Origin of the sequence: Stenotrophomonas terrae (genome assembly GCF_001431465.1) — a bacterium.
Classification (GTDB): Bacteria; Pseudomonadota; Gammaproteobacteria; order Xanthomonadales; family Xanthomonadaceae; genus Stenotrophomonas; species Stenotrophomonas terrae.
In genome coordinates this window covers 73,427-95,318 of the sequence record NZ_LDJJ01000009.1, presented here as the reverse complement: position 1 = coordinate 95,318, position 21,892 = coordinate 73,427, and the positions used below count along the sequence as shown (strand labels likewise).

General features: G+C 64.8%; 21 protein-coding genes. 6 read left to right on the top strand and 15 right to left on the bottom strand.

Going from position 1 to position 21,892, the window contains the following annotated elements:
- Position 1: 1 nt before the first annotated feature.
- The 8 genes from gspL to gspE are packed head-to-tail and all read right to left on the bottom strand — an operon-like array spanning position 2 to position 6,751.
- A complete protein-coding gene (gspL, locus tag ABB27_RS03490; protein WP_057626836.1) occupies positions 2-1,159 on the bottom strand; it encodes a type II secretion system protein GspL in 1,158 nt (385 codons plus the stop codon).
- Entirely contained in the window at positions 1,156-2,100 is a 945-nt protein-coding gene (gene gspK / locus ABB27_RS03485; protein ID WP_057626835.1) for a type II secretion system minor pseudopilin GspK, read from the bottom strand. Before gspK ends, gspL begins: the two co-directional genes overlap by 4 nt.
- Positions 2,097-2,711: a type II secretion system minor pseudopilin GspJ gene (gene gspJ, locus ABB27_RS03480; RefSeq protein ID WP_211263662.1), complete on the bottom strand. Its 615-nt coding sequence runs from the start codon at positions 2,709-2,711 to the stop codon at positions 2,097-2,099. Before gspJ ends, gspK begins: the two co-directional genes overlap by 4 nt.
- Positions 2,708-3,070 (bottom strand): type II secretion system minor pseudopilin GspI, encoded by a 363-nt coding sequence (gene gspI, locus ABB27_RS03475; RefSeq protein ID WP_057626834.1) that lies wholly within the window; start codon positions 3,068-3,070, stop codon positions 2,708-2,710. The genes gspJ and gspI overlap by 4 nt, the downstream gene beginning before the upstream one ends.
- Positions 3,067-3,567: a type II secretion system minor pseudopilin GspH gene (gene gspH, locus ABB27_RS03470; RefSeq protein ID WP_161809600.1), complete on the bottom strand. Its 501-nt coding sequence runs from the start codon at positions 3,565-3,567 to the stop codon at positions 3,067-3,069. Before gspH ends, gspI begins: the two co-directional genes overlap by 4 nt.
- Before the next feature lie 2 nt (positions 3,568-3,569).
- Complete coding sequence (gspG, locus tag ABB27_RS03465) at positions 3,570-3,998, bottom strand: type II secretion system major pseudopilin GspG (protein WP_057626832.1); 429 nt, start codon at positions 3,996-3,998, stop codon at positions 3,570-3,572.
- Positions 3,999-4,005: 7 nt separating this feature from the next.
- Positions 4,006-5,211: a type II secretion system inner membrane protein GspF gene (gspF, locus tag ABB27_RS03460; protein WP_057626831.1), complete on the bottom strand. Its 1,206-nt coding sequence runs from the start codon at positions 5,209-5,211 to the stop codon at positions 4,006-4,008.
- 28 nt (positions 5,212-5,239) lie between these two features.
- The gene (gene gspE / locus ABB27_RS03455) at positions 5,240-6,751 is read right to left on the bottom strand and encodes a type II secretion system ATPase GspE (RefSeq protein ID WP_057626830.1); all 1,512 of its coding nucleotides are present in this window, start codon (positions 6,749-6,751) and stop codon (positions 5,240-5,242) included.
- Positions 6,752-7,072: 321 nt separating this feature from the next.
- On the opposite strand from gspE, the gene ABB27_RS03450 reads away from it, so the two are divergent.
- The 5 genes from ABB27_RS03450 to trxC all read left to right on the top strand — a co-directional run bounded on the left by ABB27_RS03450 (position 7,073) and on the right by trxC (position 13,578).
- Positions 7,073-7,540, top strand: a complete 468-nt coding sequence (locus tag ABB27_RS03450) for a type II secretion system protein N (RefSeq protein WP_057626829.1) — start codon at positions 7,073-7,075, stop codon at positions 7,538-7,540.
- Complete coding sequence (gspD, locus tag ABB27_RS03445) at positions 7,537-9,456, top strand: type II secretion system secretin GspD (RefSeq protein WP_057626828.1); 1,920 nt, start codon at positions 7,537-7,539, stop codon at positions 9,454-9,456. The genes ABB27_RS03450 and gspD overlap by 4 nt, the downstream gene beginning before the upstream one ends.
- A 92-nt stretch (positions 9,457-9,548) precedes the next feature.
- A complete protein-coding gene (locus ABB27_RS03440) occupies positions 9,549-12,443 on the top strand; it encodes a M66 family metalloprotease (RefSeq protein WP_057626827.1) in 2,895 nt (964 codons plus the stop codon).
- A gap of 46 nt (positions 12,444-12,489) precedes the next feature.
- A complete protein-coding gene (locus ABB27_RS03435; protein ID WP_057626826.1) occupies positions 12,490-13,047 on the top strand; it encodes a type II secretion system protein N in 558 nt (185 codons plus the stop codon).
- 84 nt (positions 13,048-13,131) lie between these two features.
- Positions 13,132-13,578: a thioredoxin TrxC gene (trxC, locus tag ABB27_RS03430; RefSeq protein ID WP_057626919.1), complete on the top strand. Its 447-nt coding sequence runs from the start codon at positions 13,132-13,134 to the stop codon at positions 13,576-13,578.
- 354 nt (positions 13,579-13,932) lie between these two features.
- Here the strand turns inward: trxC and groL are convergent, their stop codons facing one another.
- Both groL and ABB27_RS03420 read right to left on the bottom strand, forming a co-directional pair.
- Positions 13,933-15,579, bottom strand: a complete 1,647-nt coding sequence (gene groL / locus ABB27_RS03425) for a chaperonin GroEL (protein WP_057626825.1) — start codon at positions 15,577-15,579, stop codon at positions 13,933-13,935.
- An 84-nt stretch (positions 15,580-15,663) separates the two neighbouring features.
- The gene (locus ABB27_RS03420) at positions 15,664-15,951 is read right to left on the bottom strand and encodes a co-chaperone GroES (RefSeq protein ID WP_057626824.1); all 288 of its coding nucleotides are present in this window, start codon (positions 15,949-15,951) and stop codon (positions 15,664-15,666) included.
- Between the two features lie 668 nt (positions 15,952-16,619).
- Between ABB27_RS03420 and ABB27_RS03410 the strand changes: the two genes are divergently transcribed.
- Positions 16,620-17,159 (top strand): hypothetical protein, encoded by a 540-nt coding sequence (locus tag ABB27_RS03410; protein WP_057626822.1) that lies wholly within the window; start codon positions 16,620-16,622, stop codon positions 17,157-17,159.
- Between the two features lie 318 nt (positions 17,160-17,477).
- On the opposite strand, the gene ABB27_RS03405 is transcribed toward ABB27_RS03410, so the two are convergent.
- The 5 genes from ABB27_RS03405 to ABB27_RS20415 are packed head-to-tail and all read right to left on the bottom strand — an operon-like array spanning position 17,478 to position 21,771.
- The gene (locus tag ABB27_RS03405; RefSeq protein ID WP_152984416.1) at positions 17,478-19,736 is read right to left on the bottom strand and encodes an autotransporter outer membrane beta-barrel domain-containing protein; all 2,259 of its coding nucleotides are present in this window, start codon (positions 19,734-19,736) and stop codon (positions 17,478-17,480) included.
- 20 nt (positions 19,737-19,756) lie between these two features.
- Positions 19,757-20,461 carry a PilW family protein gene (locus ABB27_RS03400; RefSeq protein ID WP_057626820.1) on the bottom strand — a complete coding sequence of 235 codons (705 nt, stop codon included), beginning with the start codon at positions 20,459-20,461 and terminating at the stop codon, positions 19,757-19,759.
- Between the two features lie 2 nt (positions 20,462-20,463).
- Positions 20,464-20,883, bottom strand: a complete 420-nt coding sequence (locus ABB27_RS03395; protein WP_057626819.1) for a type IV pilus modification PilV family protein — start codon at positions 20,881-20,883, stop codon at positions 20,464-20,466.
- Positions 20,867-21,367 (bottom strand): pilus assembly FimT family protein, encoded by a 501-nt coding sequence (locus ABB27_RS03390; RefSeq protein WP_083491116.1) that lies wholly within the window; start codon positions 21,365-21,367, stop codon positions 20,867-20,869. Before ABB27_RS03390 ends, ABB27_RS03395 begins: the two co-directional genes overlap by 17 nt.
- Positions 21,364-21,771, bottom strand: coding sequence for a type IV pilin protein (locus ABB27_RS20415; protein ID WP_057626817.1), 408 nt, complete (start codon positions 21,769-21,771; stop codon positions 21,364-21,366). Before ABB27_RS20415 ends, ABB27_RS03390 begins: the two co-directional genes overlap by 4 nt.
- Between the last annotated feature and the right edge of the window lie 121 nt (positions 21,772-21,892).

Genomic DNA, 21,892 nt, shown 5'->3' with positions numbered 1-21,892 from the left:
TTCATTGCGCCTGCCCCAGATTCAATTGCATTCCACCGTCATCAAGCAGGCTCGCCTTCAGCGCGATGGGTTTGGCCCGCAGACGCTGCTGCAGTGATTCGAACGCAGCGGCATCGCCGCCCTGCAATTGCAGCGTCAGTTCACCGCTGCCGGCATCAAACCGCAGCTGCTGCACCTGCAGGCCCGACTCGGCCGGCATCGCCTCGGCGACGCTGGCCAGCAGCGCATCCAGGCGTGTAGTCGATGCGCCCTGCTGCAGGTGCTGGTCAAACTGCGCCTTCAAATTGACGATGCGGCGCTCCTGCGGAAACAAGCCCTTGTAGATGGATTCATTGACCTGCCGGTAACCCGCGGTCTGTTGCTGCAACAACCAGATATGCAGGCCATCAAATGCCAGCTGCGCCACCAGTACCGCCGCCAATGCCCAGGCCACCGGCTTCCAGTTGCGCAGCTGCAGGCGCGATGCGGGCGCAAAGCTGCCTTGGGCAAGATCCAGCGCGTGCGCGGTGCGTGCCACCATCCATGCAGGCAACGCCACATCCAGGGCCTGCAGGCTGACGTCGGCGGCAGGCGCCAGCTGCGGGGTGACATCGCTGGCATGGAGTACCCGGCAGGGTCCGGGCAGCCGCTGCAACAGCGCCGGCAGCTGCGCCGGTGCCAATGCCAGCCGCAGCTCATCGGTACCGGCCAGCAGGCAGCGGTTGTTGCCCCAGCACAGCGTGGTGACCTCATTCGGCAGCAGGTCGGCATCAACATGGATGGCACTGACCTGCGCGCCCTTGCCGCGCAGATACTGCAGCCAACCCTCCAGCAGGCTGCGGTTGATCGCAACCACACGCTGGCGGCCGTCGCTCAAGGTTTCACCCAGCGCCAGATGCAGGTCTTCCACATCCTCGGCCAACAAGGGCTCCACCGCATACGGCAATGCCTTGCGCTGCCAGTGCGCATTACCTGCCGGCAGGTTCACCGCGCAGCTGGCCACATGTTCAACCGGCACGATCAAGGCAATGGCACGGCCCTTGAGTCTTGCCAGGGCATCGAGCAAGGGCAGCCGTGCGGTCTGCTCACCGTCGCTCCAGGTCACCCGCAGGTCATCATCCAGGTGCGCGTTGCACCAGGCGGTCAGGAACAGGCATGGCAATGCCGGCGGCGACTTCATCGATCTTTCTCCGGAAAAACAGGGGGAACCAACTGGCGGGCGACCACCCGGGCGGCGCCAGCATCACGCTGCAGGACACTGAGCAGGCGCAGGCGTCGTTCACCGATGGCGACCTCGCTGCTGGCCTGGAACCAGTTGCTGCTGACCGCCAAGCCATTCCTGGCGACCTGCCGGCGCTGCAGCAGCGGCTGCGCGAGCAGGCCATCGACACTGGCAAAGCCCGAACCCCCGCGTGCATCGGCCAGCCGCCGGCCGTCGCCGAGTGCAAGCCCATCGGCAAGACTGGCCAGAACCCAGGGATCGGCGGTATTGAGATTGAGCGTGGCGCTGGCCGGTAATGCACTGACGTGCGGCAACAGCCGTTGATACGCCGCCTCATCGAATCCTGCGAGCAGGCGCAGCTCGCTGACATCGCGCAGCGCGCGCCGCGCCGGCTGGTAGGCGGGCGTGCGGTGCTGGTAACTGCGCTCGGCCTGCAGCCGGATTGCATCCGGCGCCAGCGCCGGTGCGATCCATGCCACCAGCTGCCAGGCCAGCTGCGGGTCCAATTGCAGCAACGCCAGCAGCCGCTGCAGGCGGGCGAAGGCATCGGCATCCACCTGCCCGCCCTGCACCACGCTGTTGAGATTGAAGCGCCCGCTCAGGTCTTCAATGGACAGGCTCAGGCCGCCGCCTTCCAACGGGTACAACGGCAAAGTCTGTGCCCAGGCCTCGCCGCGATGATCGGTGGTGCCGGCTTGTCGCAGATCCGCTGCCAACAGCGCGATCGCCAACTGCTCACCACCGCGTGCGTACTGCCAGGCCTGTCGCGCATGCAGCTGGTTGGCGATGCTGCGGATCGACAATTGCTGGCGGGTGACCAGTGCCGCGCAGACGGTGGCGGCCAACGCCACCACCAGTAGCACGGTAATCAGGGCAACCCCGTATTGGCTGCGCTTCACGATGGTCGTCCGCCTGCCGCGCCATCGGGCAGCACCAGCACGCGCCGCAGCGCGCCAAAGCGCGGGTGCTGCAGGCGCAGCTCCAGCGCGCGCGGCAGTGGCTGGGCATCGTTGCCATGCCATTGCGTGCGCCACACCCCTTGCCGGTCCAGGTAACGCCATTGCACGCCGCTGACGTCCGGCAAGGCCACCTGCCGTTGCACGGTTGTGTCGTCGGCACGGTCCAGCACCGGCCAGTATTCGCGCGCCAGCATCGTGCCGTCCTGGCGCCAGCGCACGCGTTGCAGCTGGGCACGCGGTGCCGCCAGCGGATTGCCCCAGCCGGCACGCGTCCATTGCAGGCCCTGCCCGTCCGGATCGCTCCAGAACGCGGGTTCCTCGTTGCCGTCGGCATCCAGTACCGGGCGCTCCAGCGCCTGTTCGACATCCCGTTCAAGGCTGCTCATGGCGCGTACAAGCTGGCGCAGCTGCAGCTCCTGTTGACGGGTCTGCGCATCCACGCGCACTGCGCTGAGCAGCAGGCGATGGCTGGCAATACCAACCAGGGCGAAGATGGCCACGGCGACCAGCACTTCCAGCAAGGTGAAACCGGCAATGGCGCTCCGCTTCACCGGCTGACTCCAACGAAACCGCTCAGGCTGACCCCGCCATCCTCGCCGGCGGCATCGCTTACCCGTATCCGCACCAGCCGCAACTGCGGCTCGGCAGTAGCCTGGATGTCGCGCACCACGCGCCAACGGCGGCCGCCCTGCTCGACGATGTCATCGTTGATGCCCGGGGCTGCAACGCCCTGCAACTGCAGCTCGGCCAGCGTGTTATCGGCCAGCCAACCCGCCAGTGCGCGGTTCTCCAGCACGCGTGTATTGCGCACATGCCGTTGCAGGGTGGCATGCACCATCGCCGCGACCACCGCCAGTACCGCCAGTGCCACCATCACCTCGAGCAGGGTGAATCCACGCGCCGGCCTCATGGCGGTGATACCTGCTGCACCAGCGGCTCGCTCATGCCATCGCTGTCGATCCGGTAGACCAGGCCATGCCGGCTCGTATCCTTGATGCGGGCGCTGAACGGCGTCCACTGTGCCGAAGACGACAGCACGATCTGCGGCGCTGCGTCGGCACCGGGGCTGGCCGGCAGCGCTACCACTGCGCCTTCCAGCAACAGCTGCAGGTTGTCCGGCAGTTGCCGCGGCGCCCAGCCGGGTTGCGCATGCCAGCGTCCATCGCGGTTGTCATAGGCGCGCATTTCATAGCCCTGCGCGCTGACACGGATGCCGTACTCACGGTTGTCCAGCACCGCCTCATCGGCAAGCAGGCGCACTACCGCCGCCAGGCGCTCGGCCTCTTCGCGCAATGCATAGCCGTCGCCACGCGCAGTTGCGACCAGCCCCACCGCCGCCGCCAGCACGCCGACAATCACCACGACCACCAGTACTTCAACCAGGGTGAAGCCGCGCGCCCGCACCACCGTCAAAGGTCCCGGCTGTCCAGGTCCGCGTCCAGTCCCTGCCCGCCTTCGCGGCCATCGGCGCCATGGCTCCACAAGTCGTAGCCCCCCTTGCTGCCCGGTGCCAGGTAGAGATAGGGGTTGCCCCAGGGATCAACCGGCATGCGCGCCAGATAGCCTTCCGGGTTCCAGTTGTCGGCACCGGTTGGCGGCCGCTGCACCAAGGCTTCCAGGCCCTGTTGGGTGTCCGGATAGCTGCGGTTGTCGAGCCGGTACATCTCCAATGCCGAACCAATCGCCTTCAGGTCGCCACGCGCGACGGTGACCTTGGCCTGGTCCGGCCGCCCCATCACCTTGGGCACCACCAGCGCGGCGAGGATGCCGATGATCACCACCACCACCATGATCTCGATCAGGGTGAAGCCGGCCTGGCGTCTTGCAATTGCACTCATCACTGTTTCAACCCACTAGTTGGTTCAAGGACATGATCGGCAGCAGGATGGCCAGCACGATCAACAACACCACCACGCCCATCAGCACCAGCATGAAGGGCTCAAACAAGCCGACCAGCAGGGCGATCCGCGCGGCCAGATCGGTTTCCTGGTTGCGCGCGGCACGGGCCAGCATCGCGTCCAGCTCACCGGATTTCTCGCCTGCCGCGACCATATGCAGCAGCATCGGCGGCAGCGGCGTGTGCTGCTCCAGCGCACGGGTCAGGCTGCCGCCTTCGCGCACCACCAGCTCGGACTGCAGCAGGCCGGCCTTGATGCATTGGTTGCCCACTACCTGGGCGGCGATGCGCAGCGCTTCCACCAAGGGCACGCCACTGCGCGCCAGGATGGCCAGGGTGGATGCAAAGCGGGCCGTGTCCAGATCCCGCAACAACAGGCCGAACAGGGGCAGCTTCAGCAACGCGGTATCCCAGCGCAGACGGTTCGCGGCTTGCTGCAGCGCGCGCCAAAGCAGCACGCCGGAGATGACCAGCAGCGGCAGCAGCCAGGGGCCCCAGTGGCTGACCGCGTTGCTGGTAGCCACCAGCGCGCGGGTAAGCCAGGGCAGCGCCTGGCCGGAGTCGACGAAGACGTCGATCACATCCGGCACCACATAGCCGAGCAGGAAGCCCACGATCAGGCTTGCCACCACCAGCAGGATCAGCGGATACAGCAAGGCCAGCTGGATCCGCTGGCGTGATTGCTGGCGCTGTTCGGTGTAGTCGGCCAGCTGCTCCAGCACCACGCCCAGATGGCCGCGTTCACCGGCGGCAACCATGCTGCGGTAGATCGTGGGAAACGCACGCGGATACGCGGCGAGCGCTGCGGCCAGGCCATGTCCTTCCAGGATCCTGCCGCGCACCGCCAACAGGGTCGCGCGTATGCGCGATTTGCTGGTCTGTGCGGCCACCGCGCGCAGCGCCTCCTCCACCGGCAAGGCAGCCTGCACCAGCGTTGCCAGCTGCCGGGTCAGCAGGGCCAGGTCGCTGCTGCCGATACGGCCGCCGCCGCTGGCCGTGGTGCCGGCATCACGCGCAGCTGCCGCTTCCACCTGCACCGGCGCAAGATTGCGCTCACGCAGCTGTTGCCGCGCCTGGCGGGCGCTGTCCGCCTCCAGCACGCCTTTGTGCCTGCGGCCGTCAGCCGACAGTGCCAGGTATTCGAACGCCGCCATCAGCGCGCCCCCTGCTGCGTATCAGGATTCACAGGTCGCGCCCGACCCGCAGTACTTCTTCCAGCGTGGTCACGCCGTCCAGCACCTTGACGCGGCCGTCGTCCAGCATCGATGGGCCCTGCAGCCGCGCCTGCGCCAGCAGTTCGGCCTCACCGGCGCCGGCATGCACCAGCGCACGCAGCTCGGGACCGAACTCGACCAGCTCGTAGATGCCGGTACGGCCGCGATAGCCCTGGCCGTTGCAGTGCTCGCAGCCCACCGGGCGGAACAACAACGGTCGCTGCCAGGGCTCCATGTCCAACTGCGCACATTCGGCGGTGGAGGCCGGCGTCACCACCCGGCACTTCGGGCACAGGCGGCGTACCAGCCGCTGTGCCAGCACACCGAGCAGCGAGGAGGACAGCAGGAACGATTCCACGCCCATGTCCAGCAGGCGGGTGACCGCACCCACCGCGCTGTTGGTATGCAGCGTGGACAGCAGCAGATGGCCGGTAAGCGAGGCCTGCACGGCGATGCGTGCGGTTTCGTTGTCGCGGATCTCGCCGACCATCAATACATCCGGGTCCTGCCGCAGGATGGCGCGCAGGCCACGCGCGAAGGTCATCTCGATGCGGCTGTTGACCTGGGTCTGGCCGACGCCATCAAGGTGGTACTCGATGGGATCTTCAACGGTGAGGATGTTGCGCTGGCGGTTGTTGATCGCACGCAGGCCGGCATACAGGGTGGTGCTCTTGCCGGCGCCGGTGGGGCCGGTGACCAGCACGATGCCGTGCGGGCGGCACAGCATGGCCTGCATCACCCCGACATCGCGCACGCGCATGCCCAGGTGCTGCAGCGACAACCTGCCGGACTGCTTGTCCAGCAGTCGCAGCACCACCCGTTCGCCATTGGCCGCGGGCAAGGTGGAAACACGGATATCCACCTCGCGCCCGCCCACCCGCACCGAGATGCGACCGTCCTGCGGCAATCTTTTTTCGGCGATATCCAGCCGCGCCATCACCTTGATGCGCGATACCAGCAAGGCCGCCAGCTCGCGCCGTGGCTCCACCACGTCGCGCAGGATGCCGTCCACACGGAAGCGCACCACCAGCCGCCGCTCGAAGGTTTCGATATGGATGTCGGAGGCGTGTTCGGCCAGCGCTTCGCCAAGCAGGGCGTTGATCAGGCGGATGATGGGCGCATCATCCTGCTGCTCGAGCAGGTCCTCGACCTGTTCCAGGCCCTCCACCAGGCTGGCCAGATCCATGCTGTCGCCAAGCTCGTCGGCCATGCTCATGGCACTGCCGGAGTCCTGCTGATAGGCCTGTTGCAGCAGCTGTTCGAAGGCTTCATCGGCCACCGTGTGCTGCGCCAGCGGCCGCCCACCGATGCGCTGCGCCTCGGCCAGCGCACTCAGCGGGGCATCGGCGCGGCAGACCATGCGTGCATCGCCATCGTCCAGCAACAGCACGCCATGCCGGCGCGCAAACGCGAATGGCAAGCGCGCCACGGGCACGCCGCCAGCCGCCGCCGGCGTTGCCGTGAGCTCGGTTTCAACCATCGATAACTGCAAGGTGACATCACTGCGCGGAGCGATGTCACACTTTCCCCCTGAAGATTTGTGCCGGAAAAATGCCACGTTCTCGGCAAAAAGGCGTGATTTCAGCGCCGCTTTCCGGATGCGTGTCACAAATATGCAGCTGTTTGCATCGCCTCTCTTACGTACACCGCTAGAGTACCGGCTTCGCAAAATCTGTCACTGCGAATACAGGGGAAAACCAGAGACCTTGGCGCTACGTTGCCTGAAAAGTGCAGCGAGCTTCCCCTTGTGCGCGCTGTTTTTGCCAAGGCGGCTTTTGCCAGGGGAGATGCCGTAACACCGATGTTCCAGTCAGATACTTCCAAACTGCTGCCCAGGATCGTCGCGATCCTCATCACGCTTTCCGGAGCGGCTGCCTTGTCATGGCAGGCGCGCCAGATCTATCTGCAGATGCGCCAGCTGCCAGCCAGCGCCGATGTGGCGCCGCCGCACGCGCCTGCGCTGTCGCCGCAGATGCTGCAGCGGCTGTTCGGCAGCGCCACGGCAACCTCCAGCGCTGCCGATCTACAGGGCACGCAGCTGCAGGGCTGCATCGTCGCCGCCGACCCGCGGCAATCGCAGGCGTTGATCCGCATCGAAGGCCAGGGTGCGGTCAACGTGTTTGCCGGCGAGGAGTTCCTGCCCGGCGTGGTGCTGCAGCAGGTTGCCCATGACCATGTGCTGTTCAGCCGCAATGGCAGCACCGGCAGACTGGACTTCCCCAGCGCGCCCAGCAGCACCGCTGCGTTGGCTGCAGGCGCCGCCGAATGATCACCTTCCCTGTGCGCATTGCGCTGCATCGCTTCATGTTGCTGGCCACACTGCTGCTTGCGCCACTGGCCATCAGCGCAGCGCCGGCCAGCGATTCCCCCCAGCAATGGAGCATCAACATGAAGGACACGGATATCCGTGACTTCATTGGTGCGGTGGCCAATATCACCGGCGACACCTTGATCATCGACCCACGCGTGGTCGGCGAAGTCAGTGTCAGCACCCAGGAGCCGATGAGCCTGCCGGAAGTGCGACGCCTGTTCCTGTCGGTGATGACGATCCACGGCTTTGCGGTGATCGAGGAAGACACCCAGACGCGGGTGGTGCCCAACGATGAGGCGCATGTGTTCGCCGATGGCCGTGGCCGTGGCCCGGACGCGATCGAGACCCGCGTGCTCACGGTGCAGCACAGCGTTGCCACCGAGCTGCTGCCAATGCTGCGGCCGCTGGTTCCGGCCAACGCGCACCTGGCCGCGGTGCCCACCTCCAATTCGCTGATCATCAGCGACCGGCGCGGCAATATCGCCCGCATCGAGGCACTGCTGCGGCAGCTGGATGCGCCCAAGCTGCATGGCCATGCCGACTACGAGGTGCAGTTCGCCAGCGTGGAGAACCTGCAGAAGCTGCTGCAGGCCAGCCTTGGTGCGACCAGCGCAGGCTCGGCCACCAAGGTGCTGGCCGACACGCGCACCAACCGCCTGCTGATCTTCGGCCCGGAACAGGCCCGCCAGCGGCTGCTGGAACTGGCGCGCTCGCTGGACGTGGATGCACCCCGTTCCACCACCACCCAGGTGATCCGCCTGCAGCACGGTGATGCCAAGCAGATGGCGCAGACCCTGGGCGCCATCGGCGATTCGATCAAGCAGGAAGGCGATGACAAGCAGACCCAGACCGGCACCCTGATCCGCGCCGATGAAAGCCTCAACGCGGTGGTCATCCACGCCAAGCCCGAAATGCTGCAGGTACTGACCGACATCGTCCGGCAGCTGGACATCCCGCGCTCGCAGGTATTGGTGGAAGCGGCCATCGTCGAGATCTCCGGCGATATCGAAGACGCACTCGGCGTGCAATGGGCGCTGGATGGCGGCTCGCGCAGCAACGGTGTTGGCGGAGTCAACTACAACAATACCGGGCTGTCGATCGGCACCCTGCTCAGTTCGCTGGCCGCCGGTACCACGCCGACATCGCTGCCCTCCGGCGCCATTCTCGGCATCGGCAACAGCAACTTCGGTGCACTGGTGACGGCGCTGTCGACCAATTCCAAGAACAACCTGCTGTCGACGCCGACCCTGCTCACCCTGGACCACGAACCGGCGGAAATCCTGGTTGGCCAGAACGTGCCATTCCAGACCGGTTCGTATACCACCACCGGCGATGGCACCAGCAATCCGTTCACCACCATCCAGCGCCAGGACATCGGCGTGACGCTGAAGGTGACGCCGCATATCAACCAGGGCGGCACCCTGCGGCTGGAAATCGAACAGGAGATCTCCTCGCTGGCGGCAACGCCCAGCGGCATCACCCTGTCCGATGTGATCACCAACAAGCGCTCGATCAAAAGCACCATCCTGGCCAACGATGGGCAGGTGATCGTGCTCGGCGGCCTGATCCAGGATGACGTCACCCATACCCGCGCCAGCGTGCCCTTGCTGGGCAGCATTCCCGGCCTGGGCCGGTTGTTCAGCTCGACCAGCGACACCCGCGTCAAACGCAACCTGATGGTGTTCCTGCGCCCGACCGTGATCCTCGGCCAGAGTGCGGCCAGCGACATGAGCGAGCGCAAGTACCTGGATCTGCGGCAGACGCCCAGCGCGCGCGGCAAGTACGCCAATCCTTTACCTCCCTCGCCCGAACAACTGTTCGATCGCAGCCAGGGAGCTTCTGAACGTGACGGCGCGCGGACACCCGATCGCTGACACGTTCATCCACGGGCAGCCCAGCCACCGGTTTGGGGCCGGAGTGCGCTGCTCGGTTTCACCGCAATAGTTCAAAACAAGGGGAGAACTACTTGAACAACGCAATCAACCTGCGCGCGCTTGCGCTGGCAATGAGCATGGTGCTGCTCGCATCGTGTGACAAAAGCGAAGCACCCACCGACAAAGACAATGGCAGCAGCAACGGCGGCGACACCTCGGTGCCGGTTGTACCCGACCCGCCCGCCGATGAAGGCAACGGTGACAACGGCTTCGGCAACGATATCGATGTAGGTGGCTCCGGTGGCGATGGCAACGGCGCCGGCAGTGGCGGTGAGAACGGCAGCGGTGGCAGTGAAGGCGGCAATGGCGGCGAAACAACCCCACCGACACCCGAGCCTGAGCCCGAACCCACTCCTACGCCGGCTGATCCCTACCCGGAACCCACTTCGGCCCGCTATGACGAAGTGGACCTGAAGGGTTTCTACGACATTGATGCCAGCGGCGGCGTGCGCGCGGTACGCAATGATCTGGCCGGCTCGCTGCCGGCGATGATCCAGTTCGGCCAGAGCCACACGGTCGACCCCAGCGGCAATGAAGCCAAGAACATGCCGCGCCTGACCACCGAGCGCGAAGCCCTGCTGCTGGTCACCCCGGATCCGTCGCTGAAGGATATCGACGCGCTCAACGTGACGGTCTCGGTGGATGGCACGGTGATGGGCACCGCACAGCTGCTGCACCCCAATTCCATGTACCGCTCGGACTACAACAACACCGACGGCCGACCCGACTACAACTATTCCCGCCGTGCCTGGACCACCCGCCTGCCGTGGGATTGGGTCAAGCCCGGCATGAGCCTGGACATCACCGACGACAAGGCCCGCAGTGGCAACCTTGCCGCCGACAAGATTGATTTCGGTGCGCCGGCCGAGCTGGTGGTGCACAACATCCGCCTCGGCATGCTCACCGACCCACCGGCTGAAAGCGATGCCTTCTGGCTGCTGAAAAACCCCGAACAGGGCGCAGCCGACTACTTCCAGACCATCCCTGCCGCCCGCATGACGGTGGCCTATTACGAGCCGATGAAGCTGGACAAGGTGATGATCTCCAACGGCACCATCTACGACACCGCCAGCGCGGGCGAAGGTGGCGTCTATGCCGGTGACATGCGCGAGAACACCGGCAAATCCACGGTCAGCGTCGGCATCAACCTGGCCAACTTCGGTGCCACCGCCTCCGGCATGGCCGGGCAGTCGCAGCCGCAGTGGTTCCAGAACGTGGTGGCGCACCACGCCGTCGGCATGTACAGCAACGGCAAGCAGAGCCATGGCCTGAGCGGCGGCAACGGCATGCTGACGCTGTACTCCACCAGCGGCAATGAATTCAGCCACGAGATCGGCCACCACTACGGGCTGGGCCACTACCCGGGCCAATCCGGCGACAACTACTTCCTGTCCGGCCACCACCATGACAGCGGCTGGGGCTACATCGCCTACCGCAAGCGCATGCGTGCCAATTTCCATTGGCGGCAGTCCAAGACCGGCGCCCTGAACGGCATGCCGATCTATGACGACACCTACAGCTTTGCCACCGACGCCATGGCCGGTGGTGGGTTCTCCAGTGCGCTGTCGCGCTATACCCACTACACCGGCTACAGCACCAAGATCGCGATCCAGCAGCGCTTGAACAAGCCGGTACCCACGCAGAGTTCGGCGACCGGCTACCTCGGCTGGAATGCCGACACCCGCCGCATGGAACCGGTGACCGGCAAGGTGCCTACCAACAAGGAGTTGTTCTTCAACTCGCCAGACGGCAACTACCTCAAGCCACGCCTGGTCGGTACGCCGGTGTTCACCGTGCTTGGCGGCTACGATCCCAGCACCGGCAAGGCACTGCTGTACCCGGCGTTCCGTGGCAACTGGGGCAATGTGTTCGACCTGCCGACGCCGATCGACAACGCCAGCACCCGCCAATGCTGGCTGCAGGTGAGCTTTGCCGGTGGCAGCAGCAAGCGTATTGCAGTAGCCCCCACCGTGCTGCAGAACAACTCGGTCAACAAGCTGCACGTCAATCTGGCCCAGGCCGACAACCCGCAGCAGGCCAGCCTGCAATGCCAGGAACCCGGAGCGGCCGCCAGCACCCTGGCAACGATGAGCTTCCCGCAGAACCTGGCGCCGATGAAGGCACCGGTCGTGGTCGGCAAGGAAGCCGGGTACAGCGCTTTGCGCGCGGTGGAAATGCCCGAGCTCGATCAGCTGTTGGTCGCCGCCGGTGGCAAGCCGCTGGTCAACCTCGGTAGCCGCGGCAACCTGCTGTACGCCAGCTGGGGCAACAACCCCACCGGGCTGTCCGCCGAGGCCAAACAGGTGCGCGATGCCTACATCGCCCAGGAGAACAAGGCCACCCGCCTCAATCGCTGGATGAACCGCTACCGCGCCGATCTGCAGGGCAGCAACAACACCGCCGCAGTGGATGCACTCAAGGCCTTGCTGGACACGCTGGGCCTGCGCCAGACGCCATTGCTGCCGGCCGCGCAGCCGATGCTGGTCACCAATAGCAAGCATTGCCTGAAGACCGAGCAGGTCGACGGCAAGCCAACGGTCTACATCGCCGACGCCAGCACCTGCACCGGTGCCGACAACGAGTTGTGGATGGCCGACCTGCGCGGTGCCATCCACAGTGCGGCCAACCCGGCGCTGTGCCTGGCCGGCAACGGTGGCAACAACGGCGCGGTGACCTTGAACACCTGTGATCGCACCTTGGATGCGCAGATGTTCGACCTGAGCGCGCTGCCGAAGATCGGCCGCAACAACAGCTGCCTCGATCTGTCCGGTGGCTTCCTCACCAACGGCCGCGGCAAGCTGATCACCTACTCGTGCACCAACGGCGTCAACCAGCGCTGGAACGGGCTCAGCGCCAACGACAACGCACTGCTGACCCTGCTCAGCCCCAACAATCTGGTTGTGCTGCGCGGCTTGAACATCCAGTAATCCGCAACTGCCCGGGGCCGCGTGCCCCGGGCTATTCCATCCGCCAATGAAGCCACCCATTCCTTCCCTGCCGCTGATCACCTGGATTGGCATCGCTGCCTGCGCCGCCTTCGGCAACGCGGTCCTGGCGCAGCCGGCTGCAGCGACGCAGCGGCCGCCGCTGTACGCAACCAGCAACACCCAGTCACTTCGCTTGCTGGCCACCTTCGTACACCCGCAGGCCGAACGCTCGCTGGCGGTACTGCAGCAAGCCGGCGCGGCATCACAGACCTTGCATATCGGCCAGGACATCGGCAATGGCCTGCGCGTGCACAGCATTGCCCGCGATCACATCGTGCTCGCCCGTGGTTCACAGCTTTCAAGCCTGCGCCTGCTCGGCCAGGGTGCCGCACGCAAGCAACCGGCGCGTGCAGCCGCGACCGCGACACCGGCAATACGTGCCGGCAACGCCAACACCTCTGCCACCTCCAGCGGCGGCGCACTGCTGCGCGCCGACAATATCGATGCGGTGCGCGCGGCCTGCGGCGACAGTGCCACGATGGCCGCCCTGCCCGATGCGCAGAAGGCCGAACTGGCCGCGCTGGGACTGTGCAATACGCCTTGAGTGATGCGATGGCCGGACATGCGATGGACGGTTCAGCACCGCAGCGCATACTGTTGGCTGGTCCCACGCCCCATGGTCATGCCGATGAACGACACCGCCGCCGAACCGCTGCAGATTGCCTGCCCGCATTGCAATGCGATCAACCGCGTTCCCGCTGATCGTCTGTCACAGGCACCGTCCTGCGGGCGTTGCCATCAGGCCTTGTTTGCTGCCGCGCCGATTGCCTTGAACGCGGCCAGTTTCGAAGCCCATGCCAGCCGCTCACAGATTCCACTGCTGGTGGATTTCTGGGCCAGCTGGTGCGGGCCGTGCCGGCAGATGGCACCGGAGTTCGCCAAGGCCGCCGCACAACTGGAACCACGCATGCGCCTGGGCAAACTGGACACCGAGGCAGAACCGGCCATCGCCACCCGCTACAACATCCGCAGCATTCCGACTATGGTGCTGATCCGCAGCGGCCGCGAGATAGCCCGGCAGTTGGGCGCGATGCCGGCCAGCAGCATCGTGCAATGGGCAAGCAGCCACCGGTAATGCCGAGCCATGCTCGGCAAAGGCCTTCCCAGCAATGCATCCGCCTGTGTGGGAGCGGCGTAAGCCGCGAAGCCAACACCGCTTGGAAGGCCCCAAAAGCACCCCTCCCCTTCGCTGCGCGAAAGGGAGGGAGCAGGCAGTGCCGAGTCATGCTCGGCGGAAGCCTTCCCAGCAACGCATCCGCCTGTGTGGGAGCGGCGTAAGCCGCGAAGCCAACACCGCTTGGAAGGCCCCAAAAGCACCCCTCCCCAACCCTCCCCTTCGCTGCGCGAAAGGGAGGGGGCCCGGCAAAACAAAACCCCGCCTTGCGGCGGGGTTTTGTTTACTACAAGCAGCGGTGAGGCTGCGGCGGACTTAGAAGTCCATGCCGCCCATGCCACCCATACCGCCCATTCCGCCGCCGCCCATGGCCGGCTCGTCCTTCTTCGGAGCTTCGGCAACCATGGCTTCGGTGGTGATCATCAGGCCAGCGATCGAAGCTGCATTCTGCAGCGCCGAACGGGTCACCTTGGTCGGATCCAGGATGCCGAACTCCAGCATGTCGCCGAACTCGCCGGAGGCGGCGTTGTAGCCGAAGCTGCCCGTGCCTTCCTTGACGCGGTTGACGATGACCGACGGCTCTTCACCGGCGTTGGCAACGATTTCGCGCAGCGGCGCTTCCATCGCGCGCAGGGCGATCTGGATGCCGTGGTTCTGGTCTTCGTTGTTGCCCTTCAGGCCAGCCAGTGCGGTGACAGCGCGCACCAGGGCGACGCCGCCGCCCGGGACCACGCCTTCTTCGACGGCTGCGCGGGTAGCGTGCAGGGCGTCGTCAACGCGGTCCTTCTTTTCCTTCATTTCGATTTCGGTCGAGGCACCGACCTTGATCACGGCAACGCCGCCGGCCAGCTTGGCAACGCGTTCCTGCAGCTTCTCGCGATCGTAGTCCGAAGAGGTCTCTTCGATCTGCGCCTTGATCTGCTTGACGCGCGACTCGATGGCAGCGGTATCGCCGGCGCCGTCGATGACGGTGGTGTTTTCCTTGGAAACCTGCACCTTCTTGGCGCGGCCCAGGTCCTTGATGGTGGCCTTTTCCAGCGACAGGCCAACTTCTTCGGAGATCACGGTGCCGCCGGTCAGCACGGCCATGTCTTCCAGCATCGCCTTGCGACGGTCGCCGAAGCCCGGTGCCTTGACGGCCACGACCTTGACGATGCCACGGATGGTGTTGACCACCAGGGTAGCCAGCGCTTCGCCTTCGATGTCTTCGGCGATGATCAGCAGCGGCTTGCCTGCCTTGGCGACGCCTTCCAGCACCGGCAGCAGGTCACGCACGTTGGAGATCTTCTTGTCGTGCAGCAGGATGTACGGGTCATCCAGGTCAGCGGTCTGCGACTGCTGGTTGTTGATGAAGTACGGGGACAGGTAGCCGCGGTCGAACTGCATGCCTTCGACGACGTCCAGCTCGTTTTCCAGGCCAGAGCCTTCTTCAACGGTGATCACGCCTTCCTTGCCGACCTTCTTCATCGCTTCGGCAATGATGTTGCCGATCGATTCGTCCGAGTTGGCCGAGATGGTGCCGACCTGGGCAATGGCCTTGTCGTCAGCGGTGGGCTTGGAGATGTTCTTCAGCTCGGCGACGGCGGCGATCACGGCCTTGTCGATACCGCGCTTGAGGTCCATCGGGTTCATGCCGGCGGCAACAGCCTTGGCGCCTTCGCGGATCAGGGCCTGGGCCAGCACGGTGGCGGTGGTGGTGCCGTCGCCAGCGTCGTCATTGGTGCGCGAAGCAACTTCCTTCACCATCTGCGCGCCCATGTTCTCGAACTTGTCAGCCAGTTCGATTTCCTTGGCGACGGACACGCCGTCCTTGGTGATGGTCGGGGCGCCGAAGCTCTTCTCGAGCACGACATTGCGGCCCTTCGGGCCCAGGGTTGCCTTGACGGCATTGGCGAGAACGTTTACGCCGCGCACCATGCGCGAACGGGCGTCTTCACCGAAACGAATATCCTTGGCAGCCATTGCGATTACCTCTGAGTAGAGCCGAGCCGAGCTCGGCTGCTTTTATCGGGAAAGGGGTATTACAGGAACAGGCAGCGCGGCAGCTCAGCCGATGACGGCAAGCACGTCGTCTTCGCGCAGCACCTTGTACTCGACGCCTTCGGCCTTGTAGGACGAACCGGCGTACTGGCCGTAAATGACCTTGTCGCCAACCTTCAGCGACGGGGCGCGCACCGAACCGTTGTCCAGCGGCTTGCCCGGGCCCACGGCCACGACTTCACCCTTGGTGGACTTTTCCTTGGCCGAATCCGGGATCAGGATGCCGCCGGCGGAGATTTCGTCGGCTTCGATCGGCTTGACCACAACGCGGTCGTGAAGCGGCTTGATGCTCATGAAAGACCTCTTAAGTAATTGATTGGCCTGAAATTCCGGCGACACCAGCGGTAGAACCAAGGGGATGCCGGCATCACGCGTAAAAAGACCCGTCGAACGGGCTTGTCTGGGAGATGGGGCTGGCTGGGGGCCTTTCAAGGGCCGGCCGGCAAATTGATTGGGGGGTACCGCCGGGCGGGCGCCGGAGCCCATCGCCGCGCCAAGTCAGCTGCCCCAGAACATGCATCATGTGATCCCTTGCCATCCGGTGATTCCCAAGGTACGGCCGTGCGATGGGGCCCACCAACTGCAATTCCGACACGCCGCCGTGGACAACCCCCTCCTGCACAGGCACCTCCCTGCCCTCCCCCATGCCGGAATGGATGTCGGCCCTTGGGCAACCCTGCACTCTGAAAGCGTCACTGCCAGGCCCGCACAAGTCCGCGGCTACAGAAGCCGCTGTTCAAGGCGCTGCCGGGGATCCGTCGCGCATGGACGGTGGCCGGGAAGTCGCCCCACGTCGCCAGCGGCACCCAGATCTTCTTCGGCTCTTCCTTTGCCTGACCAAATAGATGCCAGGGTCCTCACACACGCTCAAGCCCGGACGGTCTACAGCACCCGCGGCGGCCACCACGCTATGATCGGCAGCTTGCGTAAGGAAGCCCATTTCAATGTCAAAGGAGAAACCAATGAAAGTGCTGTCACGATTTGCCCCGCTGTTGCTCGTTCTGCTCGCCGCCTGCAGCCAGTTGACCGGCCCGTCCGCAAGCGAATACATGGACAGCAACATCAGTACCTGGAACGGCCTGATCGACAAGGTCAACCAATGGAGCGGCGGCAACGACGCCGAACGCCTGACCCAGGCCATGGCTGACCGCAAAGGCCTGTCCAACTTCAAATCCCGCCTGGGCAATGCGCGCCAGGAAGCGGTGGACATGCGCGATCAGATGAAGGCGCTGAAAATTCCTGAAGATGCTACGGAGCTGCACGCCAAGCTGGTGACGTCACTCGAAGAGGCGGTGACCTGGTATGACTCCATGCTCAAGCTCACCGACCTGCCGGATGGTTTCAGCGACGAGCAGGCAGCACCCTTGCTTGAAGCAATGGATGCGACCGCGACCAAGTTCGACGAGCTCACCGATGAGCTGGACCAGATGCAGGACGCCTACGCCAGAAAGCACCGCATCAACCTGACCCACACCGAATCCCCGGCAGCAAGCGAAAGCTGATTCCTTCAGCAGCTGCCAGCGGCGCGCAGGACGTTGCTCACGCTGATGCAGCGCCTGCGCCACCATAAAGCTGCCGCGACTGCTTTATGTGTTTGGCAGCGGTTTCACCATCGATGGATTGCAGTGCGGCATCGGCTGCCTTCAAGTCGTTGGCAGGAGTCAGCCATCTCCCCCGCCTACCCGGGGAATGTTTGTTTCACCAATCAAACCAGCGAAGTCAACGCCCCAAAAAAGATGGCGTGCCCCGGGGGATTACGGGACACGCCATGCCAAGAGAGAGCCGCCCAGACTGCGGGCTGAACTACTTTTTTTGGAATATCACAGGTACCGCGACCACTGCACCGAGGCACTGGCAGGACTGGCAGGCAAGCCGCCGCTGCCACCACTGCACACCGGGATCAGATTCAAACCACCACCACTGGGAAAATCGACCGAGATGCCGCCGGCGGAAATGGTGGTATCGGCGGTTTGGTTGCTGCCTACGGTCAGGCTGCCGTGGATGGTGACGGTAGCGCCGCTGGTGGCCAGCTGCTTGCCCAGCATCACGCTGCCACGCAGTTCCCAGCCCGCAATGTCGGCGCCGCCTTCGGCGATGACGGCGGTGTTGGCAATCGGCAGGCCCTGGTAGGTCTGCGGCTTGCCATCGGCGCCCGGCCCTTCCCACTCGACAAATTTCGACGGGCTGGCGCACAGGTTGCTCGGGTAGAAGGCTGCACCGCAGACCCGGGCAGCACCGGCAAAGTTCGGCGCAATGAAATCGCGGTGACCGGACGAGGTGAAGGTGACATTGCCACCGCAGCTTGCCTGGCTGGGGTCATCACAGCCGCGCACCACCACGCTGTTGAGCATGTCGGTGCTGGCACCGTCGATCTTCACCGACTGATCGAACCACAGCACACCGGCCGGCATCTTGCCGACGCCGTGCAGCAGCCAGCTGCCGTCACGCTGCAGCACGTTCAGACAACCCTTGTCATTGCTGTTGTTGCAGGTCATCAGCTCCTGCAGGATCGCCAGCTGCGCGGCACTGGGATTCTTCAACGGATAGACACCGTCGATGGACTCACCGTTGGCGCGTTTGACGTTGCGGATGGTCAGCTGCGCTACGCCGCCGGCGCTGCTGTAGGCGTAGTTGGCCATGCCCAGGAAATTATCGGCATCCACCGGCTTGACCCGTGCTTCGCAGTACGGGATGCCCGGCAGGCCCGGGCTGGTGCCCATCTGGTTGGCCTGCACGTTGTTCAAGATCTTGTTGAGGTTGCCGGCAATACGGCCCGAACCACTGACCGCAACATCGTTGACGGTCATGTTGCCGCCGCCCAGCAGATTCTTGACCGTACCCGAGGTCATTGCGATGGCGCCGCTGGCCCATAGCGTGTCGTACTTGCCGTTCCAACCGGTGACGTTGACGTTGTAGCCCCACAGCTGGCCGACGGTGAGCGTTGCCAGCCCTACCGTTCCGCCGGCGATACGGGTGGAACGGAAGCTCAATCCATCCGGCAAGGCCGCATCGTCCGCGCCTTTGAGCCGCTCGGCGCTTGCCGTGCCGGTTACCAGGCCGGTGGCCGGATCAACCTGGAATATCGCCGCGCCAGCACTGTCCTGCTTGCTGAAGTCCAGCAGGAACTGGCTCTGGTCGGTCAGCGTGATCAGTACGTGGCCGGTGGCCAACGGCGCAACGGTACCGGTCACCCACGGCGTGCCGCCGGTCACGGTGGAAGGAATCAAGCGGCCACCAACCTCGGCCGTGCCGATCATCTGGGTGCCGGCGTAAACGGCAACCGCATAGGCGCCGGCCTTGATCGCGTTGTAGTTGCCGCCGCTGACGCCATTGCCAATCTCGACATTGCGCGCCCACAGCGTGGTGCCGCTGGGGTTGCCCATGCCGTTGATGCGGATATTACCTTCCGAATACAGATGACCGTTGTCGGTGATGCCACCACCGGTCAAGGAAACATCGCCCTTTACGCAGCCGGAGATGCGCGCGGTGGAGCCGCCGCCGATGGTCAGGTTGCCGGCTACCACGATGTTCTCGTAGTTGACCGCATTGGTGACATCGAGCTTGCCGCCGCTGTAATCCAGGTTGCCATTGAAGACCATCGGCGCCTTGGGCATGGATGCGCATACCGGCGGCAGACCCGGCGTGCCGCTGCCCGGCACCACGTCATAGACCACTTCCACCGTTGCCGTGGTCAAGGCATTGCCAACGCCGGCGGTGCCGGTGACCTGTGCACTTACCCGGTAGTGATCGCTGCCAGTTGCCTCCACCGAGGTCACCGTAGCGGCGCGTATTCCCAGCGCCTCCAGACCAGTGACCGGCTTGGCGTCGTTGCCCACCCAGCCCGGCCAGACGCTTGTTTCCACCTGCAGCAGGTACAGGCGCAGGGCTTCCACGCCGCGCCATGCCGCCGCCTGCGCAGCCGTTGCCGAGTGCGTGGTGAGTTGCTGCGACTGGGCGCCGCGCAGTGAATAGATTGTTGCAGCGACGGTGACCGACACCGCCAGGCCCACCATCAACACGATCAGCAACGTGGCAACACCGCGTTGTCGCTTCCAAGCGGAATAACGATTCCTGTCCATGCGCGCGTGCTCCTTGGTCATCAGCTGGTGGTTACGGCCAGGTTGGGCAGGCAGGCCATGAACAGGTGGCTGCTGGCGTCATCGCGTTCCAATGCCAGCTGCTGGCCCACGGCAGCGGTGGGCGTGGCACTGAAGTCCTGCTGCATGTAAGGCAGGCATTGGCTTTGGCCTTTGAGCGAGAACACATAGCCGGGCGCAAGCGTCATCGCGGCCAGTTCCTGCTCGTCCGCTGCAAACGCGCTGCCGTCCTTCTGCAGCGGGGTGAAGAACGCGGCACTGCCGGCCAGCAGTTGCTGCTCGCTGCTGCTCCAGGTTGCCGCTGCGGCATCGCTGCAGACCTTGGGCGTGAAGCGGTACAGGCCTTCGCCATCGACCAGGCGCAATCCCGAGCAGACATAGTCGCTGGCAGCAAGCGAGGTCTTGTAGCGCCAGACCAGCTCCTTGCCTGCTGCGCGTACGAACAACTTGCTGTTCAAGCTGTCGGCCGCAGGCACGCCGAATCCCGCGCTCTGCAGTTCCATCTGTGCCGACAGCAACGCCGCCGATACCTGGCCATCGCGCAATGCCGAACGCGAGGCGTTGCTGGAAACCTCCACCATGGTTTTGTACAGCGTCATCATCGCGGCGATGGTGATCATGGAAATCACCAGCCCCACCATCATGCTGATCAGGCTCTGCCCACGCTGCCGCGCGCGGCCAATCCCGGATGCGGAATGCAGGTGCATGCTCATTGCCTTGTGGACAGCAGCAGATCGGGATCGTCTTCGCCAGCGCCCTTGTTGCCCAGGTCGGTGGCCGCTACTTTCAGATCCACCCGCTGCGGGGCTTCCACCGTGCGCTCCACACCCGCCATGGCCAGCGTTGCCGTGGCCGGCTCGCAGCTGACTACCGCGTTCTTGGCCTCGCCATTGGGCAGGCTGATTTCCAGCGTGCCACTGCCGCACAGGCTTACGCCCTGGCCGTGCAGGCTGTCACGCAGGCGCTCGACCACCAGGTTTTCCACCTTGGCATCGCGCTGGCTGTTCATCACCTGGGCCATCACGTGGGCCAGACCGGCGCCGATGATGCTGGTGATCAGCACCCCGACCAGCGCCTCCAGCATCATGTCGCCGCGTTGCCGGCGGCGGGAATCAAAGCAGATCGACATAGAGCGGATCCTGGCTGTTCATGCCGATGGCAATACGCGAATGGGTGGCGCCACTGCTGCAGCTGGCAGCGGCGGGCAGGCGTTGGCCGCGGTTGTCGAAGGCCACGCAGGCAAGCAGATCAGCCGAGGCTTGCAGCGCATCGGCATCGGCGTAGTCATCCGCGCCGGCCAGGCGGTAGTCGCCACCGCGTGGCAGTTCGCCCTGCCACAGCACGTCCTCACCGGCGCCGCGCAATACCTGCAGGCTGCGGCCCTGTTGCTGCAGCCGGGCCGCGATGGCGCTGCCGGTGACATGCTCGGGGTTGCGCAATGCGAGCGCGCGGGTCTGCGAGACCGTTTCCCACAGCAGGTTGCGGGCCTGCATCTGGCGGTTACTGTCGATCCACTGCCGCGCGAACGGCATGCTCGCCAGCGCCAATACCGCCATCACTGCCAGGGTCACCATCAATTCGATCAGTGAAAAACCCATGGCGCGGCGACTCATGGCCAGTCACTCACGCCAGCACAGTTGCCGGAGACCGTACGGCCATTGCCCTGATCCAGCTTCAGCGTGCAGCCGCTGGCCTTGCCCAGCGCATCGCCGGCAACCGCCTTGAGCTCATAGCCGGCACTGGTGGCGGTATAGGTGTAGCTGAACTGGCCGGCCTTGGTGGCCGCGTTCCAACCCTTCTTGGCCGCCGCATCGCTGCCCGGATAACCCAGCGTGCGTTGGCGGAAGTTCTCGACCGTGCTGGCCAGCGCCATCAAATCGCTTTGCGCCGTGCGGATCTTGCTACGCAGCACGTAGTCCGAGTACAGCGGCATGGCGATGGCCGCCAAAACGGCAATGATGACCACGACGATCATCAGCTCGATCAGCGTGAAACCCTGACTATTGCGTTGTGGCATGCGCCCCCCCTGTTGAGCTTTGCGAACACGTCGTCGAACGGCACCTTGTAAGAATTGGCCGTCACCGTTGATCGGGTGACGAACAGGTGAAACTGTGACCGGCCGCAATATACAATCGATG